Annotated in this window: 20 protein-coding genes; 14 read left to right on the forward strand and 6 right to left on the reverse strand. The window is 68.1% G+C overall.

Going from position 1 to position 19,224, the window contains the following annotated elements:
* Nucleotides 1–10 precede the first annotated feature (10 nt).
* Nucleotides 11–835 (reverse strand): YwiC-like family protein, encoded by an 825-nt coding sequence (locus VFV19_09095; protein ID HEX4824457.1) that lies wholly within the window; start codon nucleotides 833–835, stop codon nucleotides 11–13.
* Nucleotides 836–856: 21 nt separating this feature from the next.
* On the opposite strand from VFV19_09095, the gene VFV19_09100 reads away from it, so the two are divergent.
* On the forward strand, nucleotides 857–1,663 hold the full coding sequence (locus VFV19_09100) for a penicillin-binding transpeptidase domain-containing protein (GenBank protein ID HEX4824458.1): 807 nt from the start codon (nucleotides 857–859) through the stop codon (nucleotides 1,661–1,663).
* On the opposite strand, the gene VFV19_09105 is transcribed toward VFV19_09100, so the two are convergent.
* Nucleotides 1,657–2,709 carry a TRAP transporter TatT component family protein gene (locus VFV19_09105; protein HEX4824459.1) on the reverse strand — a complete coding sequence of 351 codons (1,053 nt, stop codon included), beginning with the start codon at nucleotides 2,707–2,709 and terminating at the stop codon, nucleotides 1,657–1,659. The two genes, VFV19_09100 and VFV19_09105, sit on opposite strands and share 7 nt — an antisense overlap.
* 220 nt (nucleotides 2,710–2,929) lie before the next feature.
* On the opposite strand from VFV19_09105, the gene VFV19_09110 reads away from it, so the two are divergent.
* Genes VFV19_09110 through VFV19_09125 form a run of 4 tightly spaced genes read left to right on the forward strand, consistent with a single transcriptional unit; the run spans nucleotide 2,930 to nucleotide 4,495 of the window.
* Nucleotides 2,930–3,346 (forward strand): hypothetical protein, encoded by a 417-nt coding sequence (locus VFV19_09110; protein ID HEX4824460.1) that lies wholly within the window; start codon nucleotides 2,930–2,932, stop codon nucleotides 3,344–3,346.
* Between the two features lie 3 nt (nucleotides 3,347–3,349).
* Complete coding sequence (locus VFV19_09115; protein ID HEX4824461.1) at nucleotides 3,350–3,868, forward strand: gluconokinase; 519 nt, start codon at nucleotides 3,350–3,352, stop codon at nucleotides 3,866–3,868.
* A gap of 55 nt (nucleotides 3,869–3,923) precedes the next feature.
* The gene (locus VFV19_09120) at nucleotides 3,924–4,295 is read left to right on the forward strand and encodes a VOC family protein (protein ID HEX4824462.1); all 372 of its coding nucleotides are present in this window, start codon (nucleotides 3,924–3,926) and stop codon (nucleotides 4,293–4,295) included.
* Nucleotides 4,292–4,495: a hypothetical protein gene (locus VFV19_09125; GenBank protein HEX4824463.1), complete on the forward strand. Its 204-nt coding sequence runs from the start codon at nucleotides 4,292–4,294 to the stop codon at nucleotides 4,493–4,495. Before VFV19_09120 ends, VFV19_09125 begins: the two co-directional genes overlap by 4 nt.
* Nucleotides 4,496–4,501: 6 nt before the next feature.
* On the opposite strand, the gene VFV19_09130 is transcribed toward VFV19_09125, so the two are convergent.
* Nucleotides 4,502–5,896 (reverse strand): PQQ-dependent sugar dehydrogenase, encoded by a 1,395-nt coding sequence (locus VFV19_09130; protein HEX4824464.1) that lies wholly within the window; start codon nucleotides 5,894–5,896, stop codon nucleotides 4,502–4,504.
* 99 nt (nucleotides 5,897–5,995) lie between these two features.
* Here VFV19_09130 and lexA point away from each other — a divergent pair, with 99 nt between their 5' ends.
* The 8 genes from lexA (at nucleotide 5,996) to VFV19_09170 (ending at nucleotide 14,709) form a co-directional block, all read left to right on the forward strand.
* Nucleotides 5,996–6,601 (forward strand): transcriptional repressor LexA, encoded by a 606-nt coding sequence (lexA, locus tag VFV19_09135; protein HEX4824465.1) that lies wholly within the window; start codon nucleotides 5,996–5,998, stop codon nucleotides 6,599–6,601.
* Nucleotides 6,602–6,681: 80 nt separating this feature from the next.
* Nucleotides 6,682–7,245: a hypothetical protein gene (locus VFV19_09140; GenBank protein ID HEX4824466.1), complete on the forward strand. Its 564-nt coding sequence runs from the start codon at nucleotides 6,682–6,684 to the stop codon at nucleotides 7,243–7,245.
* Nucleotides 7,223–8,782, forward strand: a complete 1,560-nt coding sequence (locus VFV19_09145; protein HEX4824467.1) for a DNA polymerase Y family protein — start codon at nucleotides 7,223–7,225, stop codon at nucleotides 8,780–8,782. The genes VFV19_09140 and VFV19_09145 overlap by 23 nt, the downstream gene beginning before the upstream one ends.
* Nucleotides 8,783–8,791: 9 nt before the next feature.
* Complete coding sequence (locus tag VFV19_09150) at nucleotides 8,792–11,890, forward strand: error-prone DNA polymerase (GenBank protein HEX4824468.1); 3,099 nt, start codon at nucleotides 8,792–8,794, stop codon at nucleotides 11,888–11,890.
* A 126-nt stretch (nucleotides 11,891–12,016) separates the two neighbouring features.
* Nucleotides 12,017–13,222, forward strand: coding sequence for an NAD-binding protein (locus tag VFV19_09155; protein HEX4824469.1), 1,206 nt, complete (start codon nucleotides 12,017–12,019; stop codon nucleotides 13,220–13,222).
* Nucleotides 13,222–13,773 (forward strand): DsrE/DsrF/DrsH-like family protein, encoded by a 552-nt coding sequence (locus VFV19_09160; protein HEX4824470.1) that lies wholly within the window; start codon nucleotides 13,222–13,224, stop codon nucleotides 13,771–13,773. The genes VFV19_09155 and VFV19_09160 overlap by 1 nt, the downstream gene beginning before the upstream one ends.
* A gap of 7 nt (nucleotides 13,774–13,780) precedes the next feature.
* Nucleotides 13,781–14,023: a sulfurtransferase TusA family protein gene (locus VFV19_09165; GenBank protein ID HEX4824471.1), complete on the forward strand. Its 243-nt coding sequence runs from the start codon at nucleotides 13,781–13,783 to the stop codon at nucleotides 14,021–14,023.
* A gap of 32 nt (nucleotides 14,024–14,055) precedes the next feature.
* Entirely contained in the window at nucleotides 14,056–14,709 is a 654-nt protein-coding gene (locus tag VFV19_09170; GenBank protein HEX4824472.1) for a 4'-phosphopantetheinyl transferase superfamily protein, read from the forward strand.
* On the opposite strand, the gene VFV19_09175 is transcribed toward VFV19_09170, so the two are convergent.
* On the reverse strand, nucleotides 14,675–15,697 hold the full coding sequence (locus VFV19_09175; GenBank protein HEX4824473.1) for a hypothetical protein: 1,023 nt from the start codon (nucleotides 15,695–15,697) through the stop codon (nucleotides 14,675–14,677). The genes VFV19_09170 and VFV19_09175 overlap by 35 nt on opposite strands.
* Before the next feature lie 22 nt (nucleotides 15,698–15,719).
* On the opposite strand from VFV19_09175, the gene VFV19_09180 reads away from it, so the two are divergent.
* Entirely contained in the window at nucleotides 15,720–17,528 is a 1,809-nt protein-coding gene (locus tag VFV19_09180; GenBank protein HEX4824474.1) for a UbiD family decarboxylase, read from the forward strand.
* On the opposite strand, the gene VFV19_09185 is transcribed toward VFV19_09180, so the two are convergent.
* Both VFV19_09185 and VFV19_09190 read right to left on the reverse strand, forming a co-directional pair.
* Entirely contained in the window at nucleotides 17,529–18,584 is a 1,056-nt protein-coding gene (locus tag VFV19_09185; protein ID HEX4824475.1) for a serine/threonine-protein kinase, read from the reverse strand.
* Entirely contained in the window at nucleotides 18,577–19,140 is a 564-nt protein-coding gene (locus VFV19_09190; protein ID HEX4824476.1) for a sigma-70 family RNA polymerase sigma factor, read from the reverse strand. Before VFV19_09190 ends, VFV19_09185 begins: the two co-directional genes overlap by 8 nt.
* Nucleotides 19,141–19,224 lie beyond the last annotated feature (84 nt).

A 19,224-nucleotide genomic window follows, 5' to 3' on the forward strand; every position in this document is an offset into this window, starting at 1 on the left:
TTGGGCTTCGCTAGCCTGCCGGCGGTCGAGGGAGAGTGCAGTCCGACCAGACGACGACAGAGGCTGCGATGAGCGTGAAGGCGACCGCAACCCAGGCCTCGCGCACACCGAGCGCGCGGAGATTCGCTGGGGGTCGCGCAACACCGAGAGCGGACCGTCCCACGATCGGCAGCCACGAGAGCCACCAGAGCGGAACGAGGCCGCCGAGCCGGGCGACGACGATGAGGCCGAGGACGATCGCCGCTTGCGCTGCGAGGCACCGCGCGATCGCCGGCCGCTCGTGCCGCTTCACGCCGTCGTAAGTGCGAACGAACGCCACCGACGAGAGGAAGTAGGAGAGCGCCAGGTAGGCCGGCGCGAAGATCGCGTCGGAGACGGGATGACCGGCGGCCGCCGCCATCATCGGCGCGACCAGCGCCATGCCGCCCATCCCCAGAATCTCGAAGAAGAGCATCCTGCCGGCGCCCACGATCGAGGCGGCGGCGTAGACGGCGGCGAGGCCGGCGGAGGTCGCGGCGATCGGCAGAACCGCGGACTGCGCTTGCGAGACGAGCAGAGCCGGCGCGAAGCACGCGACCGACCCGGCCAGGTAGACGACGCCCCACGCGATTCGTCGCACCGCGTAGCCGGGAGGCGAGGGCTTCCCCACGCGCGTACGCGCGGCCCACGGCACGATCGCGTAGTGCGCAAGGAAGGCGAGGAACGTCGCCGCCCCCGTCGACCATGCGGGAAGGGACGCCGCGTGGGTGGCGCACAGGCCGAGCACGATCGGAATCGACACCATCGTCCAGGCGCCGTGCTCGTTCGGTAGGGGAGGCGGCGCTGGAATCGGCATTGGTCGGTTAGTCTAGCGGTCATGTCGAAGGTGATCTGGACCGTTGTCGTTGTCTTGGCGGTGACGGCGGGGTCTCGAGCGGCCGCCGCGGAGCCGGAGTTCAAGGCGATCTTCGCGGGCCGCGACGGATGCTTCGAGTTGTACGACCTCGCCGCGAACAAAGTCATCGTGCGCTCCGACGCGGCGCAGTGCGCGCGGCGGACGACGCCGGCCTCGACCTTCAAGGTGCCGTTGGCGCTCATGGCATTCGATGCAGGCATTCTCCAGGACGAAAATTCGTTCATGAAGTGGGACGGGACGCACTATCCCCGCGACCCCTGGAATCAAGACCAGACGGCGACGACCTGGATGCAGAACTCCGTGGTCTGGTACTCACAGCGCCTCACGCCGAAGCTCGGGATGGCCAAGGTCAAGGACTACCTCGCCCGCTTCGACTACGGGAACCGCGACATGTCGGGAGGACTGACGCGCGCCTGGCTCAGCTCGTCGCTCCAGATCTCGCCCGACGAGCAGGTTCGGTTCTGGGTGAAGTTCTGGCGCGAGGAGCTACCGGTCTCGAAGCACGCCTTCGCCATGACGAAGAAGATCACCTTCGTCGACACGTCGCCCGCTGGCTGGGTGTTGAACGGGAAGACCGGCTCGGGTGACGTCACGGGTAAGCCGACGCTCTGGATCGGCTGGTACGTCGGCCACGTGGAGCGCGAGGGCAAGCAGTACGTGTTCGTCACGCGCTACGTCGACGTGCGGCCATCGCCCGACGAGCGCCCGTCCGGCTTCATTGCGCGCGAGATGTCGAAGACGATCCTCGCGCAGCTCGGACTCTACTGAAGGCGCTTCAAAGCGGCCTTAGCATCCTTGACGCGATCGTCGTTCGGGAACCGATTCAAGAACTCGGCGTAGTCCAGCCGCGCGGCCTCCTTCTGGCCGAGCTGGTCCTTGCAGACGGCGGCGCCCCAGCGCGAGCCCTTGGCGCCTTCGACCTTCGCCAAGACCTGGTCGTACTTCGGCACCGCGTCCGCGCACCGACCCTGCAGGCGCGCGAGCTCCGCGGTGAGAAATAAGGAGCTGATGTCGTCCGTCGGCGCGGCCTGCCTGTAGCGCTCGACGATCGGTGCCGCTGCCTCCGCGTCTTTCTTCTCAGTCAAGAGGAGGCTCGCCTCACTCCGGAGCGCGACCATCGGGTCGGCGCCGTCGCCGCCCGCCGTCTCGGCGGCCCTGAGCTGCGTCAGCATCTCATCCCACTTCTTCGCGTCCCCCGCGAGACGCGCCAACACCATCCGGCCCTGGAATTCGCCGCGCTTGCCGGGAAGGGTCAAGAGCCCCTCGGCCTGCACTTTCGCCTTTTCCGGACTCCCTCCCGCGATCGACGGCGCTTCGATGTAGAACGTCGCCAAGCCGACGCGCGCGGCCACATGGCTCGGATCGAGCTCGATCGCCTTCTCGAACGCCTTCCGCCCCTTCGATGCCAGAGACATCTGCGAGAGCAAGTTGACGTCGTCGATGTGATCGAACGACGCCGAGCCGATCCAATATTGATAGTCCGCGTCGCCCGGCTTCAGCTCGGCCGCCTTCTCGAACTGCTCGAGCGCTTCCTTGCGCTTGGCCTTGCGTTCGTCGCCTTGCGCCCGGCCGCCTTCCACGTCCGCGATGCGACCCAGCGCATACACCCACTTCGCTTCCTTCGGCTCCGCTTTCGCCTGCGCCTCGATGACCTTGCGCGCGGCCGCGAGCTGGTCCGCTTCGGGAGGCGGGCCCTTCGTGAAGAGAGGCCGCGCCGCCAGGTCGTACGCCGCGTCGGGCGTAAGATCGGCGGCAAGCCCGACCGAGGGCGCCAGCAAGGCACAGAAGACGATCGCGGTGGATGTTCTGAGCATCGTCAGAGACTACGAGCATACTCCGATGAAGTTCAAGAAATTCCAGCTCTGCCCATGATTACGGCTTGATCGCCCTGCCGGTTGCAGCGGCCGCCGGGTTCGTCCTGGGCGACAAGAAAGGGGCACGGGCCTGACGGCTGCTTTCTTGCAGCAAAGTTGACGTCACCACCAAGCGAAATCCCGTTTGCCAACGTATCAATCGGGTAAGCGGGAGGGAGCCATGAAGCGGCTGGCGCTGTCCGTGATCCCCGTTGTCGTTCTTGCGCTCTCCTCGTGCTCGGACGGCGGCACGAATCTCGGGGCGCTCGGTCGTCCGGTTCAGGTTCCGTATCAGGACCAGGTCACACTTCCCCACGAAGAGCTCACGATCTTCTTCACGGCGCTGGACGAAGATTCGCGATGCCCCGCACCGGCAACCTGCATGTCCTCCGGCCAGGCGACGATCAGCATCGCTCTGTCCAAGCCCGATGCGCCGGTCGCGCCGCGTGCGCTGACGTTCGGCGGCGCGGCGGGGACGAACGTCGTCAGTTACGAGCAGTACACGGTCACGCTCGTGAAGCTGGCGCCGTCTCCTACGGTAGGACAGCAACGGTTACCGTCGGACTATGTCGCGACGCTCGTGGTGTCTAAACTGTAGAGCGTGACCTCTCGTCCCGTCATCGTCGTCATGGGCGTCTCCGGAAGTGGGAAGTCGTCCGTCGGCGCGTTGCTCGCGGAGCGGCTCGGCGTGCCGTTCGAGGAAGGGGACGCGCTCCATCCGGCGGCGAACGTCGCGAAGATGGCGGCGGGGCGCCCGCTCGACGATGACGACCGATGGCCGTGGCTGGACGCGATCGGCGCGTGGGTCGCGGCCCGGGTCGCCGACGGAACGGGAGGGGTGGTGTCATGCTCGGCGCTCCGGCGCGTCTACCGTGAGCGGCTCGCTGCGGCGGGTGGGAGCGCGATTCGCTTCGTCTACCTGCGGGCGAGCGAGGCGACGATCGCGGCGCGCCTCTCGCATCGGGTCGGGCACTTCATGCCGGCGGCGCTCCTGCCGAGCCAGTTCGCGACGCTCGAGGAGCCGTCCCAAGATGAAGGCGTGACGACCGTCAACACCGATGGGCTCACGATCGACGAGGTGGTCACCGAGGTTGTTGCGTCGCTCCGTGGACCGTCCTGAGCTCGCGGTGGGATGCTGCCTCGCCACTGTGGGACAATCCGCGCGCGAGGATTCCATGCCCTTCCAGGTTCGACACAGCATTCCGCTCATCCACGTCGAGGATGTCGGGCGCTCGATCACGTTCTATGAGGAGTTCGGCTTCCGCGTCATGAACCTCCACCCGGGGCCGGGTGAGGGGCCGGTGACATGGGCGTGGATCGAGAGCGACGCAGCGCAGCTCATGCTCGCGAAGGCGTCGGGGCCCCTCGTCCGCGATTCGCAGGCGGTCCTCCTTTACCTCTACTGCGACGACGTGTCGGGGGCGAAGGCGGCCCTCGAGGAGGCGGGGATCAGGACCGGAGAGATCCGTTCTCCGTTTTACTCGCCGCAGGGCGAATTCCCGGTCGTCGATCCCGACGGCTACACGCTCATGGTGACGCACACATGAGAATGCGCACGTACCTGATGATGTCGGCCTGCATCTTTTCGATCGTCTCGTTGTTCCATCTTCTCCGCCTCGTGTTTCACTGGCCGATCTCGGTCGCCGGATGGGCGCCCCCGGTCTGGATGTCGTGGTTCGGCTTCATCCTCCCGGGATGGCTCGCCTCGCAGGGGTTCCGGCACGCCCGCAACGCCGGGCGAAGCTGATCCCGTCTAGCCGCCGACCGAGAGTCCGAACTCGGACGCGAGGACGGCGAGGTCGTCACCGTCGATCACTCCGTCCTGCGTGAAATCGAGGGTCGCGTCGTATCTCGGATCTCCGATCGCCGCGCCGAAAGCGCGTCCGAGGGCGGCGAGGTCGATGCCGTCGACGCGCCCCGACCCGTCCCAGTCCGCGACGATCGCGCCGGAGCAAGCGTTGTGCACGCCCTGGCCGGAGTTGTTGACCCAGGTCAGGCATCCCGCCGGCGACACGACGATGTCGACGACGCTGCTCGCGTCCGGCATGAACATCTGGACGTCGGACAGGCCTCCGTTCGGCCCTACCGCGGCGCTACGGATCCAACCGGCAGCCCAATCACCGAAGAAGTACCGGTTGCGATACGCCGCGGGGAACGCGGCCGCGCGATAGACCGGGCCGCCGATGATCGTGTCGCCCGACACCGGCGGCGTCTGTGAGCCGTGACCGTAGTAGTAGATCGGCTTGATGTCGGCGGTGGGCGGCGGCGTGCACGGTAGGTACGCCGCGTTCGCTTCGAAGCACGGCCATCCGAAATCGCCGCCCGAAACGCCGATGTCGACCTCTTCGTACGTGTCCTCGCCGACGTCCGCGATGTACAGCCGTCCCGACTGCGAATCGAACGACATCCGGAACGGGTTGCGGAGGCCCCACGCCCAGATCTCGCCGCGCTTGCCGGACTGACCGTAGTACGGGTTCGAGGCCGGGATCGAGCCGTCGCGGTTGATCCTCAGGATCTTGCCGCGAAGATCGTTCAGGTCGCGCGCCGCCGGCAGCGGCTGCGACGCGGTCGCGTTGTCGCCCATCGAGATGAACAGCGTCTTGTCCGCGGCGAAGCGCAGCGCCCCGCCGTCGTGGTTGTTCGCGCCGAGGTGAGGGCCGACGAGGAGCACCTGCTGGCCGGTCAGGGCTCCGCCGCTCTCCGTGTAACGCACGACGTTGTTGTAGCCGCCCGCCGGCAGGCCCTGGAAGGCGCACGCCCCTCCGGGATCGTCGACGTGGCGCGTGAAGTAGAGGTAGACGTACCGGTGCCCCGCCGTCGTGTAGTCAGGATCGACGGCGATGCCGAGGAGGCCCCGCTCGTTGACGCTGTCGACGCACGAGATCGTGACGGCGGTCGTGACGTTGCCGTTGACGTCGCGACGGCGCACGCGCGCGGTGCCGCTGGACGTACCGTCACCTTGCTCGGTGACGAACAGCGCTCCCGTACCCGGCTCGTAGGCCACGGCGGTGGGCGTGTTCGCGCCGGTCGCGGAAGTCCCATCGACGATCTGGGTGTCCTGGAAGCCGGCCGGCGGAGTGGCGGCGCGACCGGACGATGCCACCGTCATGACGGCTGCGATCCCGAGCCCCAGCCAGGAACGCGACATGAGTCGAGCTTAACGCATTTCGTCTTGTTTCCTTTGCGTACCATACAAATGTACGGTATATTCAGGCAACGCACGGAATCGAAGAAGGAGTGGCAGGGCATGGGACGCACGCCGGCCGGCCAGACACGCGAGAAGGTCTTCCGGTTCGTTCGCGACCGGTTGGCGGCGGGGCAGCCGCCGACGGTGCGTGAGGTCATGGAGGCCTTCGACTTCCGGTCGCCTCAGACCGCGCGCGAGCACCTGGACGCCCTCGTCGAAGAAGGAAGGCTCGGAAAAGAGCCGGGGGTCGCGCGCGGCTTCCGCCTTCCCGGGCGGGGTGAGCCGCCGACGGTCATGGTCCCCCTCCTGGGGCGCGTGCCCGCCGGTCCCCTCGACACCGCCGTGGAAGATCTCGAAGGGCATCTCCCCGTGCAGACGCGCCGGGCCCCGGGCGATCTCTTCAGCCTGCGCGTGCGCGGGGACAGCATGAAAGACGCCGGCATCTTCGACGGCGACGTCGTCGTCGTGCGCCGTCAGCCGCGCGCCGACTCCGGCGAGATCGTCGTCGCCCTCGTCGGCGACGAAGCCACGGTCAAGCGCCTCCGCATCAAGCGCGGCCGCATCGAGCTTCATCCCGAGAACGACGCCTACGCGCCGATCGTGCCGGAGCCGGGCGAAGTGAAGGTCCTCGGCAAGGTGGTGGAAGTGCGGAGAATCTTGGAGTGAGCAGAAGTTCACAGTTCACAGTTAACAGTTCACAGGCGGCAGCTCAGAGTCCGGAGACTGTCAACTGTGAACTGTCGACTGTGAACCCTTCTTGGCGCTTCTCCACCTTCGCCTCGCGCCTCACCGAGCTGTCCGCGACCCCCGCGGGGGCGCCGCTCACGCTCGCGTTCCGTCTCGTGCTCGACGCGCAGCGGCAGGGTGAGCCGGCGGCATGGATCGGCCGGAAGGATGCGCCGTTCTATCCGCCCGATGCGGCCGATGCCGGGGTCGATCTCGCCGCGTTCGCGGTCGTGTGGGCCGGCCATGCGCTCGCGGCGGCGAAGGCGGCCGATCTCCTCGTGCGGTCGGGGGCGTTCGGCCTCGTCGTGCTCGATCTCGGCCGCGAGGCGCGCTTGCCGATGCACGCCTCCTCGCGCCTCGCGATGCTGGCGAAGCAGCACCGCGCCGCCGTCGTGTGCCTCACGGGGAAGGAGGCGACGCGGGCGTCTCTGGGCCCGCTCGTGTCGCTGCGCGCGCACGCCGCCGCGCGCCGGCGCGGCGAGGGCGGCCGCTTCCGGTGCGAGGCCGTGGCATTGAAAGACAAGCGGAAGGGGACGACCTGGAACATCGCGGAGGTGTGTCGTGGACCGGACGGCTTGCATTGATCTTCCCGCTTTCCCGCTCCAGCTCCTGCTGCGCAAGCATCCGGAGTGGCGCGAGCACCCGGCCGCGGTCGTCGAGGCCGACACGCCTCAGGCGCCGATCCTGTGGATCAACGAGAAAGCCCGCGCCGCCTCGATCACGACCGGCATGCGCTACGCCGCGGGCCTCTCGCTCGCGGCGGGACTGCGCGCCGCCGTCGTCTCGAAGCGCGAGATCGAAGACGAGGTCGCTCGCATCGCCGAGCTGCTCCGTCGCTTCACGCCTCGGGTCGAGCCCGCGGAGGGGGAGCCCGGCGTCTTCTGGCTCGACGCGAAAGGGCTGGAAAGACTTTTCGGCTCAGTCGTGGAGTGGGCGTCGGGGTTGCACGCTGAGATCGTGCGTTCCGGGTTCGTCGCTTCGCTCACGGTGGGTTTCGATCGTTTCGCCACGTACGCTGTTTCCAAAGACAGGCGCAGTGGAAACGTTCCCCTTTTTCTTGCAAGGCTCCCCGGATACCGCCTTGCTGCGAAAAAGGGGAACGTTTCCTTCCCGATCGTCTTCAACACACCCGTCGAAGAACGCGAAGTTGCCCGGGAAGTGAGACTCGACAGGCTCTCACTCCCCACTGCAGCACGAGACACACTCGTCAAGCTGGGCGTCACAACCGTCGGTCAGTTCGTTGACCTCCCGCTCGACGGCGTCGGCGTGCGCTTCGGCCCCGAGGTGCGCCGCCTTCATCGCCTCGCCTCGGGGGCGTTGACGCAGCCGCTCACCCCCGAGCACCCCGACGTGCCCGCGATGCGCCGCCTCATCCTCGACGATCCCGAGAGCGACGCCGAGCGGATCATCGCGCGCTTGGGCGAGGTCATCCCGCCGTTCCTCGACGAGATCGCCGCGAAGGGCCGCGCGCTCGCCGAGCTTCAGCTTGGCTTCCTCTTCGAGCGCCTGGGCGACCACCTCGAATCGATCCAGCCCGCCGCCCCCACGCTCGTCGCGAAGACGCTCATGGAGCTGATCCGCTTGCGCCTCCGGGCGGTGCGGCATCTTCCCGACGGCGTCATGGAGATCCGCCTCGTCGCCCGCGAGGTCGTCGCGGTCGAGAAACAGCGCGAGCTGTTCGGCGTCAAGAAACACCGCGATCTCGAAGCCGGATCGCGCGCCCTCGCCCGCGTGAAGGCGGCGCTCGGCGACGATGCCGTCGTGCGCGCCGAGCCGCGCGACGCGCATCTTCCCGAGGCGCGCTTCGCCTGGGTTCCGCTGACGTCGCTCACCGAAGCGAAGCCGCGTCCCGTCGACGAGCCTCGTCTCATTCGCCGCCTCTACGCCACGCCGGTTCCCTTGCCGCCGAGCGAGCGGCACGAGCCCGACGGCTGGCTGCTGCGCGGCCTCGAGCAGGGGCCCGTCGTGAAGGTGAACGGGCCTTACGCGCTGAGCGGCTTCTGGTGGAAGCAGCCGGCGTTCCGCGAGTACCACTTCGCGGAGACGAAGTCGGGAGAGAACTTGTGGGTCTTCTACGACCGGGGGAAGAACAGATGGTTTCTCCAGGGGGAAGTGGAGTAGTGCGCGCTCATGTACGTCCCCCTGTTCTGCAAATCCTCGTTCTCGTTCCTCGAAGGCGCCTCGCAGCCTGAAGAGCTGATCGAGGCCGCATCGTCGCTCGGCCTCTCGTCACTGGCTCTCACCGATCGCGACGGCGTCTACGGCATCGTCGAGGCGCACGTCAAGGCGAAGGAGACCGGCGTCAAGCTGATCGTCGGGTCCGAGGTGTCGATCGAGGACGGCTCGACAGTTGTGCTCCTCGCGACGAATCGCGCGGGGTACGGGAACCTCTGCCAACTTCTGACGATCGGAAGACGGCGCTCCGAGAAGGGGACGAGCGTCGTCGGGTGGCGCGAGGTCTACGAGCACGCAAGTGACGTGATCGCGTTGTGGGGCGGCGAGCGCTCGCTCATGACGAAGGAGCCCGATCCGTTCTTCGTCGGCCATGGATTGAAAGAAGCGTTCGGCGACCGTCTCTACGCGGTGGCGGCGCGCCACCGCCGTGCGGAAGAGCCGAGACAAGAAGCGAGGTTGCGGCAACGCGCGGGAAAGCTCGCGATCCCGGTCGCCGCGGCGCATGAGGTGCTCTACCACACGAAGGCGCGACGCCCTTTGCAAGACGTCTTCACCGCGCTCCGGTACAAGGTCAAGCTTTCGGAGGCGGGAAGCCTGCTCAAGCCCAACGACGAGCACGCGCTCAAGACGCAGGTCGCGTTCAAGACCCTCTTCGAAGACGATGCCGCGGGGGTCGCGCGCACGAAAGAGATCACGGCGCGCTGCACGTTCTCGCTCGATCAGCTCCGCTACCGCTACCCGGCCGAGAAGCTCCCCGACGGCAAGACGTCGTCCGAGTGGCTGCGCACGCTCGCCTTCCGCGGCGCGGCCGAGCGCTACGGAGGAGGGATTCCGCTCGCCGTCGCCGAGCAGGTCAACAAGGAGCTGGCGCTCATCGAGGAGCTCGACTACGGCGGCTACTTCCTGACGATGTGGGAGATCGTCCGCTTCTGCCGCGAGGCTGGGATCCTCTGCCAGGGGCGCGGCTCGGCGGCGAACTCGGCGGTCTGCTACGTGCTCGGGATCACTGCCGTCGATCCGGTCGCGCTCGGCCTCCTCTTCGAGCGGTTTCTTTCACGCGAGCGCGCCGAGCCGCCCGACATCGACCTCGACATCGAGCACGACCGGCGCGAGGAGGTCATCCAGCACGTCTACGCCAAGTACGGCCGCACGCACGCCGCGATGGTGGCGAACGTCATCCGCTACCGCGTGCGCTCGGCGGTGCGCGAAGTCGGGAAGGTCCTCGGTGTCCCCGAGACCTCGCTCGACCGCGTGTCGAAGATCCTTCCGGCATACGGCGACGTCGACCCGTCGGCGTTCGCGGCGGCGGGGCTCGACCCCGAGCACCCGACGCATCAGCATCTGATCCAGATCGCCTCCGAGGTGCTCGACTTCCCTCGGCACCTCTCGATCCACCCCGGCGGTTTTCTTCTCGGGCACGAGCCGGTCGGCACGATCGTCCCGGTCGAGAACGGCACGATGGAAGGTCGCACCGTGATCCAGTGGGACAAGGACATGATCGAGGAGCTCGGGCTCTTCAAGGTCGATCTCCTCGGCCTCGGCGCGCTGAACCAGCTCCACAAGGGGTTCGACCTCCTGCGCGCGCACAAGGGGCTCGACCTCTCGCTCGCGACGCTCCCCAAGGAAGACCCCGCGACGTACGACATGGTCTGCGCGGCGGACACCGTCGGAGTCTTCCAGATCGAGAGCCGCGCGCAGATGGCGATGCTTCCGCGCCTGAAGCCTCGCCACTACTACGACCTCGTCATCGAGGTGTCGATCGTGCGCCCCGGCCCCATCACCGGCGGCATGGTCCATCCCTACCTGAAGAGGAGATCGGGAGAAGAGAAAGTCATCTACCCGCACGCGTGCCTCGAGCCGGTCCTCGCGAAGACCCTCGGCGTTCCGTTGTTCCAGGAGCAGGTCATCCGCCTCGCCATGGTCGCCGCCGACTACACGCCCGGCGAAGCCGACCAGCTCCGCCGCGACATGGCCGCCTGGCGTAAATCGGGGCGCATCGAGCGCCACCGCGACCGCCTCGTCTCACGCATGACGGCGAAGGGGATCGAGGAGGAGTTCGCGCTGCGCGTCTTCGAGCAGATCCGCGGCTTCGGCGAGTACGGCTTCCCCGAGAGCCACGCCGCCAGCTTCGCGCTCATCGCTTACGCCACGGCGTGGATGAGGAAGCATCACCTCGATGTGTTCACGTGCTCGCTCCTCAACGCGCAGCCGATGGGCTTCTACATGCCCGCGACGATCATCGAGGACGCGAAGCGGCATGGACTGCGGGTACTGCCGGTCGACGTCACCGTGAGCCAGTGGGAGTGCACGCTGGAGAAAGGCAACAGTTCACAGTCGACAGTCGACAGTAACGACTCCTGCCGTCTTGGCCTTCGCTACGTCAAAGGTTTTCACGAGGCGGTCGCTGCGCGCCTTCTCGAAGCGCGAGCGGAGAGGCCGTTCGTCTCCATCGACGACGTCGTCAAGCGGGCGAAGCTCGACGAAGGCGCGACGGCGCGCCTCGCCGAGTCGGGCGCGTTCGCGGCGTTCGAGAAGAACCGGCGTGGAGCGCTGTGGGCCGCGAAGGGGAGTGTGCGGATGAGCAGGGTTCACTCCCTTCCCAGCGACGAGTCTCCCGCTGCCTTCAAGGATCTCGATCTCTTCGAGTCGATCGGGTGGGACTACGACACGATGAACCTGTCGGCGCAGGGGCATCCGCTCGAACCGCTGCGCGAAGGACTACGCGCGCAGCGCTTGCCCGAAGCAGGGGAGCTGCGATCCATGCCGGACGGGCGGCGGGTGCGCTATGCGGGGCTCGTCATCTGCCGGCAGCGGCCGGGGACGGCGTCGGGGGTCGTGTTTATGACGATGGAAGACGAGACGGGGTTCGTGAACGTCGTCGTGTGGTCGAAGGTCTACGAGAAATTCCGCGTGCTCGTGAAGACCGCGTCGTTTCTCGGGGTGAGCGGCAAGCTCCAGGTCCAGGACGGCGTGACGCATCTCATCGCCGACTCGTTCTGGCGGCCTCGGATCGAGACGAGTCCCGCCGAGATCGCGAGCCGCGACTTCCACTGAAATGGGGACATTCTGCTTTTTCTTCTACAGAGGGGACAGCTTCCGAAACTCAAGCACTTCGAGTTTCGGAAGCTGTCCCCTCTGTAGAAGAAAAAGCAGAATGTCCCCACTTATACTCCGCCCATCTTGGAGCGTCCCATCCTCGTCTGCGGGCTCGATGCGCTCGGCGTCGCGGTCATTCGCCGGCTCATCGCACGAGGAATCGCCGCGCGCGCGCTCGCGGCACCAACGGAGGCCGCGAGCTACGCGCACGAGCTCGAGCGTCTCGGCGTCCCGGTGTGCGTCGGCGTCGCGAGATCCGCGGGGGCGCTTCAGGCCGCCGGGCTTCAGGATGCGGCGGCGTTGGTCCTGACCGCGGACGACGATGCGGAGAACGTCGACGCGGCCCTCACCGCGCGACGCTTGAGCCCCGAAGTTCCGATCGTCGCGCGCATCTTCGATCCGTCGCTCGGCGCGTATCTCGAGGAGTCGGGCGCCGGCCTGACGATCCTGAGCGTGTCCGGTCTCGCTTCCCCTCGATATGCGGAGCTGGCGGAGAAGGTTGCGTTGCCCGCGGGGACAGCGCGCCCGTCCGCCGAGGGCCGGTCGCACGCGCGCTCCTCTCTCCGCGTCGATCCCATCCTCGTGCGTCTCACGATCGTCACGACCCTCGTCGTCGTCTTCTCGGTCTGGTTCTTCGCACGGGCGCTCGGCCTCTCGCCGTTCGACGCGTTCTACTTCGTCGTCGAGTCGATCACGAACACGGGGTTCGGCGACGTTCCGATGGGCGCCGCCGGAATCCCTTCCCGGCTGCTCACGATCGCGCTCATGATCGGCGGCGCCGGACTGCTCGCGCTCGTCTACGCGCTCATCACCGGGTGGTTCGTCGCGCGGCGCTTCGACGTCCTGCAAGGTCGGGTGCCGGAGCGCGGGAGCGATCACGTCGTGATCGCGGGCGCCGGCAACGTCGGATTTCGCGTCGCACAGCTCCTGGCGGAGAAGGGCCGCAGCGTCGTCGTCATCGAGCGGGAAGGCAGCAGCGTCAACGCCGCCCAGCTCCGCGCGGAGGGCCGTCACGTCATCGTCGGCGACGCAGGGCTCGACGAATCGCTCGAGCTGGCGGCGGTCGGCCGCGCGTCCGTCGTCATGGCGCTCACCGACTCCGACGCCGTCAACCTGCGCATGGCCCTCGCCGTGCGGCGGCGGCACGAGGAGGTCCCGATCGTCCTGCGTCTGATCTCGCCCGAGCTGTCCGAGCACCTCCACGGGCGCCGTGGGATGACGATCGTCTCGCCGATCGCCGTCGCCAGCGAGCGGATCGCGGACGCAGCGGTCGAAGCTATACTGCGATGATGATCGAGGCCACGCTCGGCGAAGAAGCGATCCGCCGGATCGTTCGCGAAGAAATCGAAGCCGCGTTCAAGAAAGACACGGCGTCGCGCAAGGCCGCGATCATCGCCTCGAAGGGGACGCTCGACTGGGCGTATCCGCCGCTGATCCTCGGCACCGCCGCGGCGGCCGCCGGGATGGACACCTCGATCTTCTTCACCTTCTACGGCCTGAATGTCGTGCACAAGGAGTTCGAATCGCGTCTCAAGGTGTCACCGGTCGCAAACCCGGGGATGCCGATGCCGGTGCCGATGCCCGACCTCGTGAACGCGCTTCCCGGCATGCAGGGGTTCGCGACGATGATGATGAAGTCGATGTTCAAGAAGAAGAACGTCGCGCCGATCCGCGAGCTGCTCGACGTCGCGCGCGAGTCCGGCGTGAAGCTGATCGCCTGCCAGATGACGATGGACGTCTTCGGCTTCACCGCGGACGACTTCGTCCCCGGCGTCACGTTCGGCGGCGCCGCAGCGTTCCTCTCGCACGCGCGGCGCTGCCATCTCACCCTGTTCGTCTGAGGGAATCGTGAGCGACGTGAAGGAAGACCGCTTGCTCGACGCCTCCGGCCTCTCGTGCCCGATGCCGGTCGTGCGGGCCGCAAAGGAGATGAAGGCGCTCGCCGCGGGGCAGGTGCTCAAGATCATCGCGACCGATCGTGGGTCCCTCGCCGACATCCCGGCGTGGGCCGACGACACCGGCAACGAGCTGCTCTCGTCGGCCACCGAAGGTGCGGCGTTCGTCTTCTTCGTCCGCAAAGGCGCGGATTAGGGGGACAGCTTCCGAAACTCTGGGAGCGCCGGATGATGCCGCGCTGGGAGATCGTCGATCTCGACGCAGGCGCCGAGGATGTCGCGGCTGCGCGGACGGTCCTGGCGCCCGACGAGCTCGCTCGCGCAGCTCGATTCTTGCGTGAGGAGGATCGTCGCCGCTTCGCGATGGCGCGGTCGGCGCTCCGGCGCACGCTCGCGCGCGAGATGGGCGCCGACCCTCGAGCGATCGCCTTCCGGTACGGCCCCAACGGGAAGCCGTCGCTCGAGGGAAACGAGCTTCGTTTCAACTTGTCGCACGCGGGCGGGCGCGCGCTCATCGCGTGGACCGACGGCGGCGAGATCGGCGTCGACATCGAGAACGTGCGCCCGGTCCGCTTCGGCGAGAAGATCGCCCGCCGTTACTTCTCGGACGACGAGCGGCGCGCCTTCGGCGGCATCTCGGACGCGCGTTGGAACGAGACCTTCTTCCGCTGCTGGACTCGCAAGGAAGCCTTCATCAAGGCGATCGGCGACGGTCTGTCCTATCCGCTGCGCTCGTTCGACGTCCCGATGGGAGTCCGCGTTGCCGACGGTTCCATAAGAGCCGACGGCGCACGCCGGTGGCGTCTCGACTCGATCGACGCGGGTCCGGGGTTCGTCGCCGCGATCGTCACCGAGCGGGAAGGCTCCCGAGGATCTTCCTGACCTCTTCGGGCGGCTCGATCGCGCGGTCGCCTTCCTTGAACTCCTCGCGCTCGCCGTTGCGGAAGAGGACGACGTTGATCGTGTCGGTCGCAGGGTCGGCCATGAAGATCGCGTTGTCGAGGCCGCCCTCGTGCGCCCTGTTGCCGACGACGTAGTAAATTCCACCGTCCTTCATGAGCGGCGAGCGCACCGCGACGTGCTGCCGGAACGCCGCGGCCTTCGGGCCCAGGAGCACGTCGAGGCGGGCGCCGATCGGAGGGGTCGTCCACGTGGACGGGGCGGGGTAGGTTCCGAGCCAGCGCGCCAGCTCGTCGAGCGGGGCATCGCCGAAGCCACCCGTTGGAACTCCCGCGGCCGCGCAAGCCTCGAGCTTCGCGCCGTTCCGCGTGACGAGCGCTTTGTAGGCGAAGATCTCGCCCGACTTCGCATCGAGGCAGCGCCCCGGCTCGAGCACGACGTCGAGCGTGGACCCGTGAGCGCCCTCGATTTTCGACGCGTACTCGCGCCGTCCGGTCGCGTTCGGGGTGACGCCGTACGGGTAGGTCACGCCCTTCGGCTCGTCGGGCGAGCGGTAGACGATGCCGGTGTCGCGGATGTCGATCGTGAAGGACGGCTCTTGCCCGCGCACCTCGAAGTCGCCGTCGAACACGGGAGTCTCGCAGCCGCTTCCCTCGTGCGCGCTCCGTGCACGCCCGACGCTCGACACCGTGAACGTGCTGCCGTCGACCGAGGCGGTTCCGCGAAGCTCGACGTAGGCCGGAAGATCGCCGGCGAGCTGACCGTGAGGGTCGGCGAGCCGGACGGTCCGCCCGGCGGGAGAGCCACACACCTGAAGCTCGACGCTCCCTCCCGAACGGACGAGGGTACCCCTCAGGGGCGGGCCTTCGTCCTCGGCCGCTTGCGGAGCCGGAGGCGGCGGTGCCGCTTCTCGGGCGCCGCCGCAGGCATACAAAGAGGTGACGAGGAGGATCGCGAGGACGACACGCATGGATCGATCATAATGCCGCTCCATGTCCGAGCCGACCTTTCCGAGCCTGCGTCCGTTCATCGACCGTTTGAAGATGGACCGCGACCTCGCGGTCGTGACCGCCCGGGTGTCGCCGAAGCTCGAGATCGCGGAGATTCACCGGCGGGTCATCGCGGCGGGAGGGCCGGCGCTCCTCTTCACGACCGTCGACGGATCCGACGTCCCGGTCGCGACGAATCTCTTCGGCACGGAGAGGCGCGCGCGCCTCGCCTTCGGAGAGAGAGCTCCCAAGCTCGTCCGCCGCCTCGCCGGCCTCGTCGAGACGATCCTGCCGCCGACGCCCGCGAAGCTCTGGGGCGCTCGCGATCTCCTCTTCGAGGCGCGACGCATCGGCTTGAAGCAGCGCACGAGAGGACCCGTGGCGGAGATCGTCACCTCCGATGTCCGGCTCGACCGCCTCCCCGTGCTCACGACGTGGCCGGAGGACGGCGGGCCGTTCGTCACGCTTCCGCTCGTGCTCACGCGGCACCCCGACACCGGATCGACGAACCTCGGCATGTATCGCCTTCAGGTCCACGATCCGCGGACGCTCGGGATGCACTGGCAGATCGGGAAGGGAGGAGGCTTCCACTACGCCGTCGCCGAGACGCGCGGCGAAGCGTTGCCCGTCACCGTCTTTCTGGGCGGGCCGCCGGCGCTGATTCTCGCTGCGATCGCGCCGCTCCCCGAGAACGTTCCCGAGCTGATGCTGGCGTCGCTCATCGCCGGCGAGAAGCTCGCGACCTGCGCCGGCCCCGGACCTCATCCCCTGATCGCGGAGGCCGAGATCGCGCTCGTCGGCTCGGTGCCCCCGAAGGTTCGCCGTCCCGAGGGACCGTTCGGCGACCACTACGGCTATTACTCGCTGCGGCACGACTACCCCGTCTTCGAGGTCTCCCACGTCGCGCGGCGCAAGGACGCGATCTACCCCGCGACCGTGGTCGGCAAGCCGCGGCAGGAGGACTTCTTCATCGGCGATCTCCTCCAGGACCTTCTCTCTCCGCTGTTCCCCCTCGTCATGCCGGGGGTGCGCGCGCTCTGGTCGTACGGCGAGACCGGGTACCACTCGCTCGCCGCCGCCGTCGTCCGCGAGCGCTACAAGCGCGAGGCGATGGCGTCGGCGTTCCGCATCCTCGGCGAGGGGCAGCTCTCGCTGACCAAGTTCCTCCTCGTCGTCGATCGCGAGGTCGATCTCAAGGATTTCAAGACGGTCCTCATGCATCTGCTCGCGCGCACGCGGCCGGAGACCGATCTCTTCGTCTTCTCGAACGTCTCGATGGACACGCTCGATTACACCGGCCCCGTCGTGAACGAAGGCTCGAAGGGCGTCTGGCTCGGTCTCGGCGATCCGGTGCGCGAGCTTCCCCGCGAGTACAAGCCGCAGGTATCGCCTCCCGCCGACGCGCGCGATCCGCGCGTCTTCTGTCCCGGATGCCTCGTCGTCGGCGCCCCTTCTTCCGCCGACGATCCCGGCGCGGCCGCGAGATTCGCCGCGCACCCTTCATTTGCCGGGTGGCCGCTCCTCGTCGTGACCGACGAGCCGGCGCGCGCCGTCGCCTCGACGATGAACTTCCTCTGGACGACCTTCACGCGATTCGAGCCCGGCGCGGACGTTCACGCCGCCGCGACCCGGATCGTGCGCAACCACGTCACGTTCACGCCGCCGATCGCGATCGACGCGCGCCGCCACCCCGGCTTTCCGGACGAGCTGGCCGCCGACGAGGCGACCGCGCGCCTCGTGGACCGTCGCTGGAAGGAATACTTCCCAAAGGGTGTCGCGATGGGCGACTCGGGAAAGGGCCATCTGAGCTGATTAAGGCCGTCTCCGGAGAAGCCGGTCGAGCAGGGTCCGCCGGCGCGACCCCGCTCGGTCGAGATCGACGATGAGAGCGTCGGCGCTCGGCGTGCGCCGCGCCGGATCCTTCTCGAGCAATCGGAGAACGACCGGCTTCAGGGCGCCGGCCTCCCGCGGCCAACGCGACGCCGAGCCCGGCGGATCGTCGAGCGTGGCTGCGGCGATCGCATAGCTCGTCGCGCGCAGGAACGGGTGCACGCCCGTGAACATCTCCCACGCCACGATGCCGAGGGCGAAGAGGTCGGCCCGCTCGTCGACCGCTTCCCCGCGAAGCTGCTCGGGCGCCATGTAGCGAATCGTTCCGACGCTGCGCCCCTCCCGGGTCAGGCGATCCAGGCTCTCCTCCATCTTCTCGGACGTCATCGTCTGGAGCGCCACGCCGAAATCCATGAGCTTGATCGCTCCGCCGGGGGTGAGCATGACGTTCCCCGGCTTGACGTCGCGATGGATGATGCGAGCCCGATGGACCGCGGCCAACGCCTCGGCGATTGACCGCACGAGCGCGGCCGCGCGATCCGGAGGGACGGGGCCGCGCGCGAGGAGGGCGGACAGCGGCTCGCCGTCGATCCATTCCATCACGATGAGGATCTGCCCGTCGTGCTCGAGGACCTCGAGCGCCACCGCGACGGACGGGTGGTCGACGCGCCGCGCGATCCGGGCTTCGCGGAGGAATCGCCTCCTCTCGTCGGGCCGGGCCGCGATCGCCGGATGGAGCACCTTGACCGCGACGGCGATGTCCCGGCTCTCGTCGAACGCACGGTAGACGTCGCCCATCCCGCCGCGATCGACCGCGGCCTCCAGCCGGTACGGACCGAGCGTGAGACCCGTCAGCGCATCGTCAGGCGCCGCCTCCGCGGCGCGAATGGCGGCGACGAGACGGTCGATCGAGGCGAGCTCCTCCACGAGGCGCAGCTCGTCGCCGCTCGAAGGCCTCGCACGCTCGAGGGCCCAGTCGATCGCCTCGCGGTCGGCGACCCGAACGGCCAGCTCGGAGAGCCGGTCGCGTTCAGGCACCGTTCACCATCGCGCCGGCGAGCGCGACGAGCGCCCGTCCCACCGCCATCCGCGCGGCGTCCGCCGACGGCTTGCCGAACTCCGCGGCAATCTCCGCGTAGCTCTTCCTCAGATCGAAGCGGGCGAAGACGAGGCCGCGGACCTCGTCGGTCAGGAGCGAGAGCGCGCGCTCGAAACTCTCGAACCTCTGCCGGTCGATCGCCTCGAGGAGCGGGGAGGGGCCGTCGTCCACCGGCTCATCCACACCGCTCTCCACGTGTCCGCCCAGGTTCAAGCGCGTCCGCCGGACCTCGTCCCGCACGCGGTTGTCCACCGCCTGCCGCAGGTACGACTCGATCGCGCCCGGCCTCCGCTCGCGGAACCGTTCGAGGTTCCGGATCGTCCCGATCAGCACATCCTGAACGATGTCCTCGGTGTCGATGCGCTCGCGAGCCCACCTGGGGAGGCGCCCGCGCGCCCAGCGCGCGAGGGGCACGCGGTAGCGCTCGCAGAATCCGTTGCGCGCGCGGTCGTCCCCGTCGCGCGCCAGCACCAAGAGGTCGTGCGAAGTGTCCATTTCCCCCCAAACTCCCGTGTTAGTTTCATCGTATCCCGAGGTGAGGACTTTCGCGCGCGCGCACGTTCCTCTCGGGTGTGGGGG

It is taken from the genome of Candidatus Polarisedimenticolaceae bacterium, from assembly GCA_036275915.1.
Classification (GTDB): Bacteria; Acidobacteriota; Polarisedimenticolia; order Polarisedimenticolales; family DASRJG01; genus DASRJG01.

Coding starts and splice junctions, on each gene's coding strand:
- VFV19_09095 (HEX4824457.1), bottom strand. CDS start 835: ATGCCGATTCCAGCGCCGCCTCCCCTACCGAACGAGCACGGCGCCTGG.
- VFV19_09100 (HEX4824458.1), top strand. CDS start 857: ATGTCGAAGGTGATCTGGACCGTTGTCGTTGTCTTGGCGGTGACGGCG.
- VFV19_09105 (HEX4824459.1), bottom strand. CDS start 2,709: ATGCTCAGAACATCCACCGCGATCGTCTTCTGTGCCTTGCTGGCGCCC.
- VFV19_09110 (HEX4824460.1), top strand. CDS start 2,930: ATGAAGCGGCTGGCGCTGTCCGTGATCCCCGTTGTCGTTCTTGCGCTC.
- VFV19_09120 (HEX4824462.1), top strand. CDS start 3,924: ATGCCCTTCCAGGTTCGACACAGCATTCCGCTCATCCACGTCGAGGAT.
- VFV19_09125 (HEX4824463.1), top strand. CDS start 4,292: ATGAGAATGCGCACGTACCTGATGATGTCGGCCTGCATCTTTTCGATC.
- VFV19_09130 (HEX4824464.1), bottom strand. CDS start 5,896: ATGTCGCGTTCCTGGCTGGGGCTCGGGATCGCAGCCGTCATGACGGTG.
- lexA (HEX4824465.1), top strand. CDS start 5,996: ATGGGACGCACGCCGGCCGGCCAGACACGCGAGAAGGTCTTCCGGTTC.
- VFV19_09150 (HEX4824468.1), top strand. CDS start 8,792: ATGTACGTCCCCCTGTTCTGCAAATCCTCGTTCTCGTTCCTCGAAGGC.
- VFV19_09160 (HEX4824470.1), top strand. CDS start 13,222: ATGATCGAGGCCACGCTCGGCGAAGAAGCGATCCGCCGGATCGTTCGC.
- VFV19_09170 (HEX4824472.1), top strand. CDS start 14,056: ATGATGCCGCGCTGGGAGATCGTCGATCTCGACGCAGGCGCCGAGGAT.
- VFV19_09175 (HEX4824473.1), bottom strand. CDS start 15,697: ATGCGTGTCGTCCTCGCGATCCTCCTCGTCACCTCTTTGTATGCCTGC.
- VFV19_09180 (HEX4824474.1), top strand. CDS start 15,720: ATGTCCGAGCCGACCTTTCCGAGCCTGCGTCCGTTCATCGACCGTTTG.
- VFV19_09190 (HEX4824476.1), bottom strand. CDS start 19,140: ATGGACACTTCGCACGACCTCTTGGTGCTGGCGCGCGACGGGGACGAC.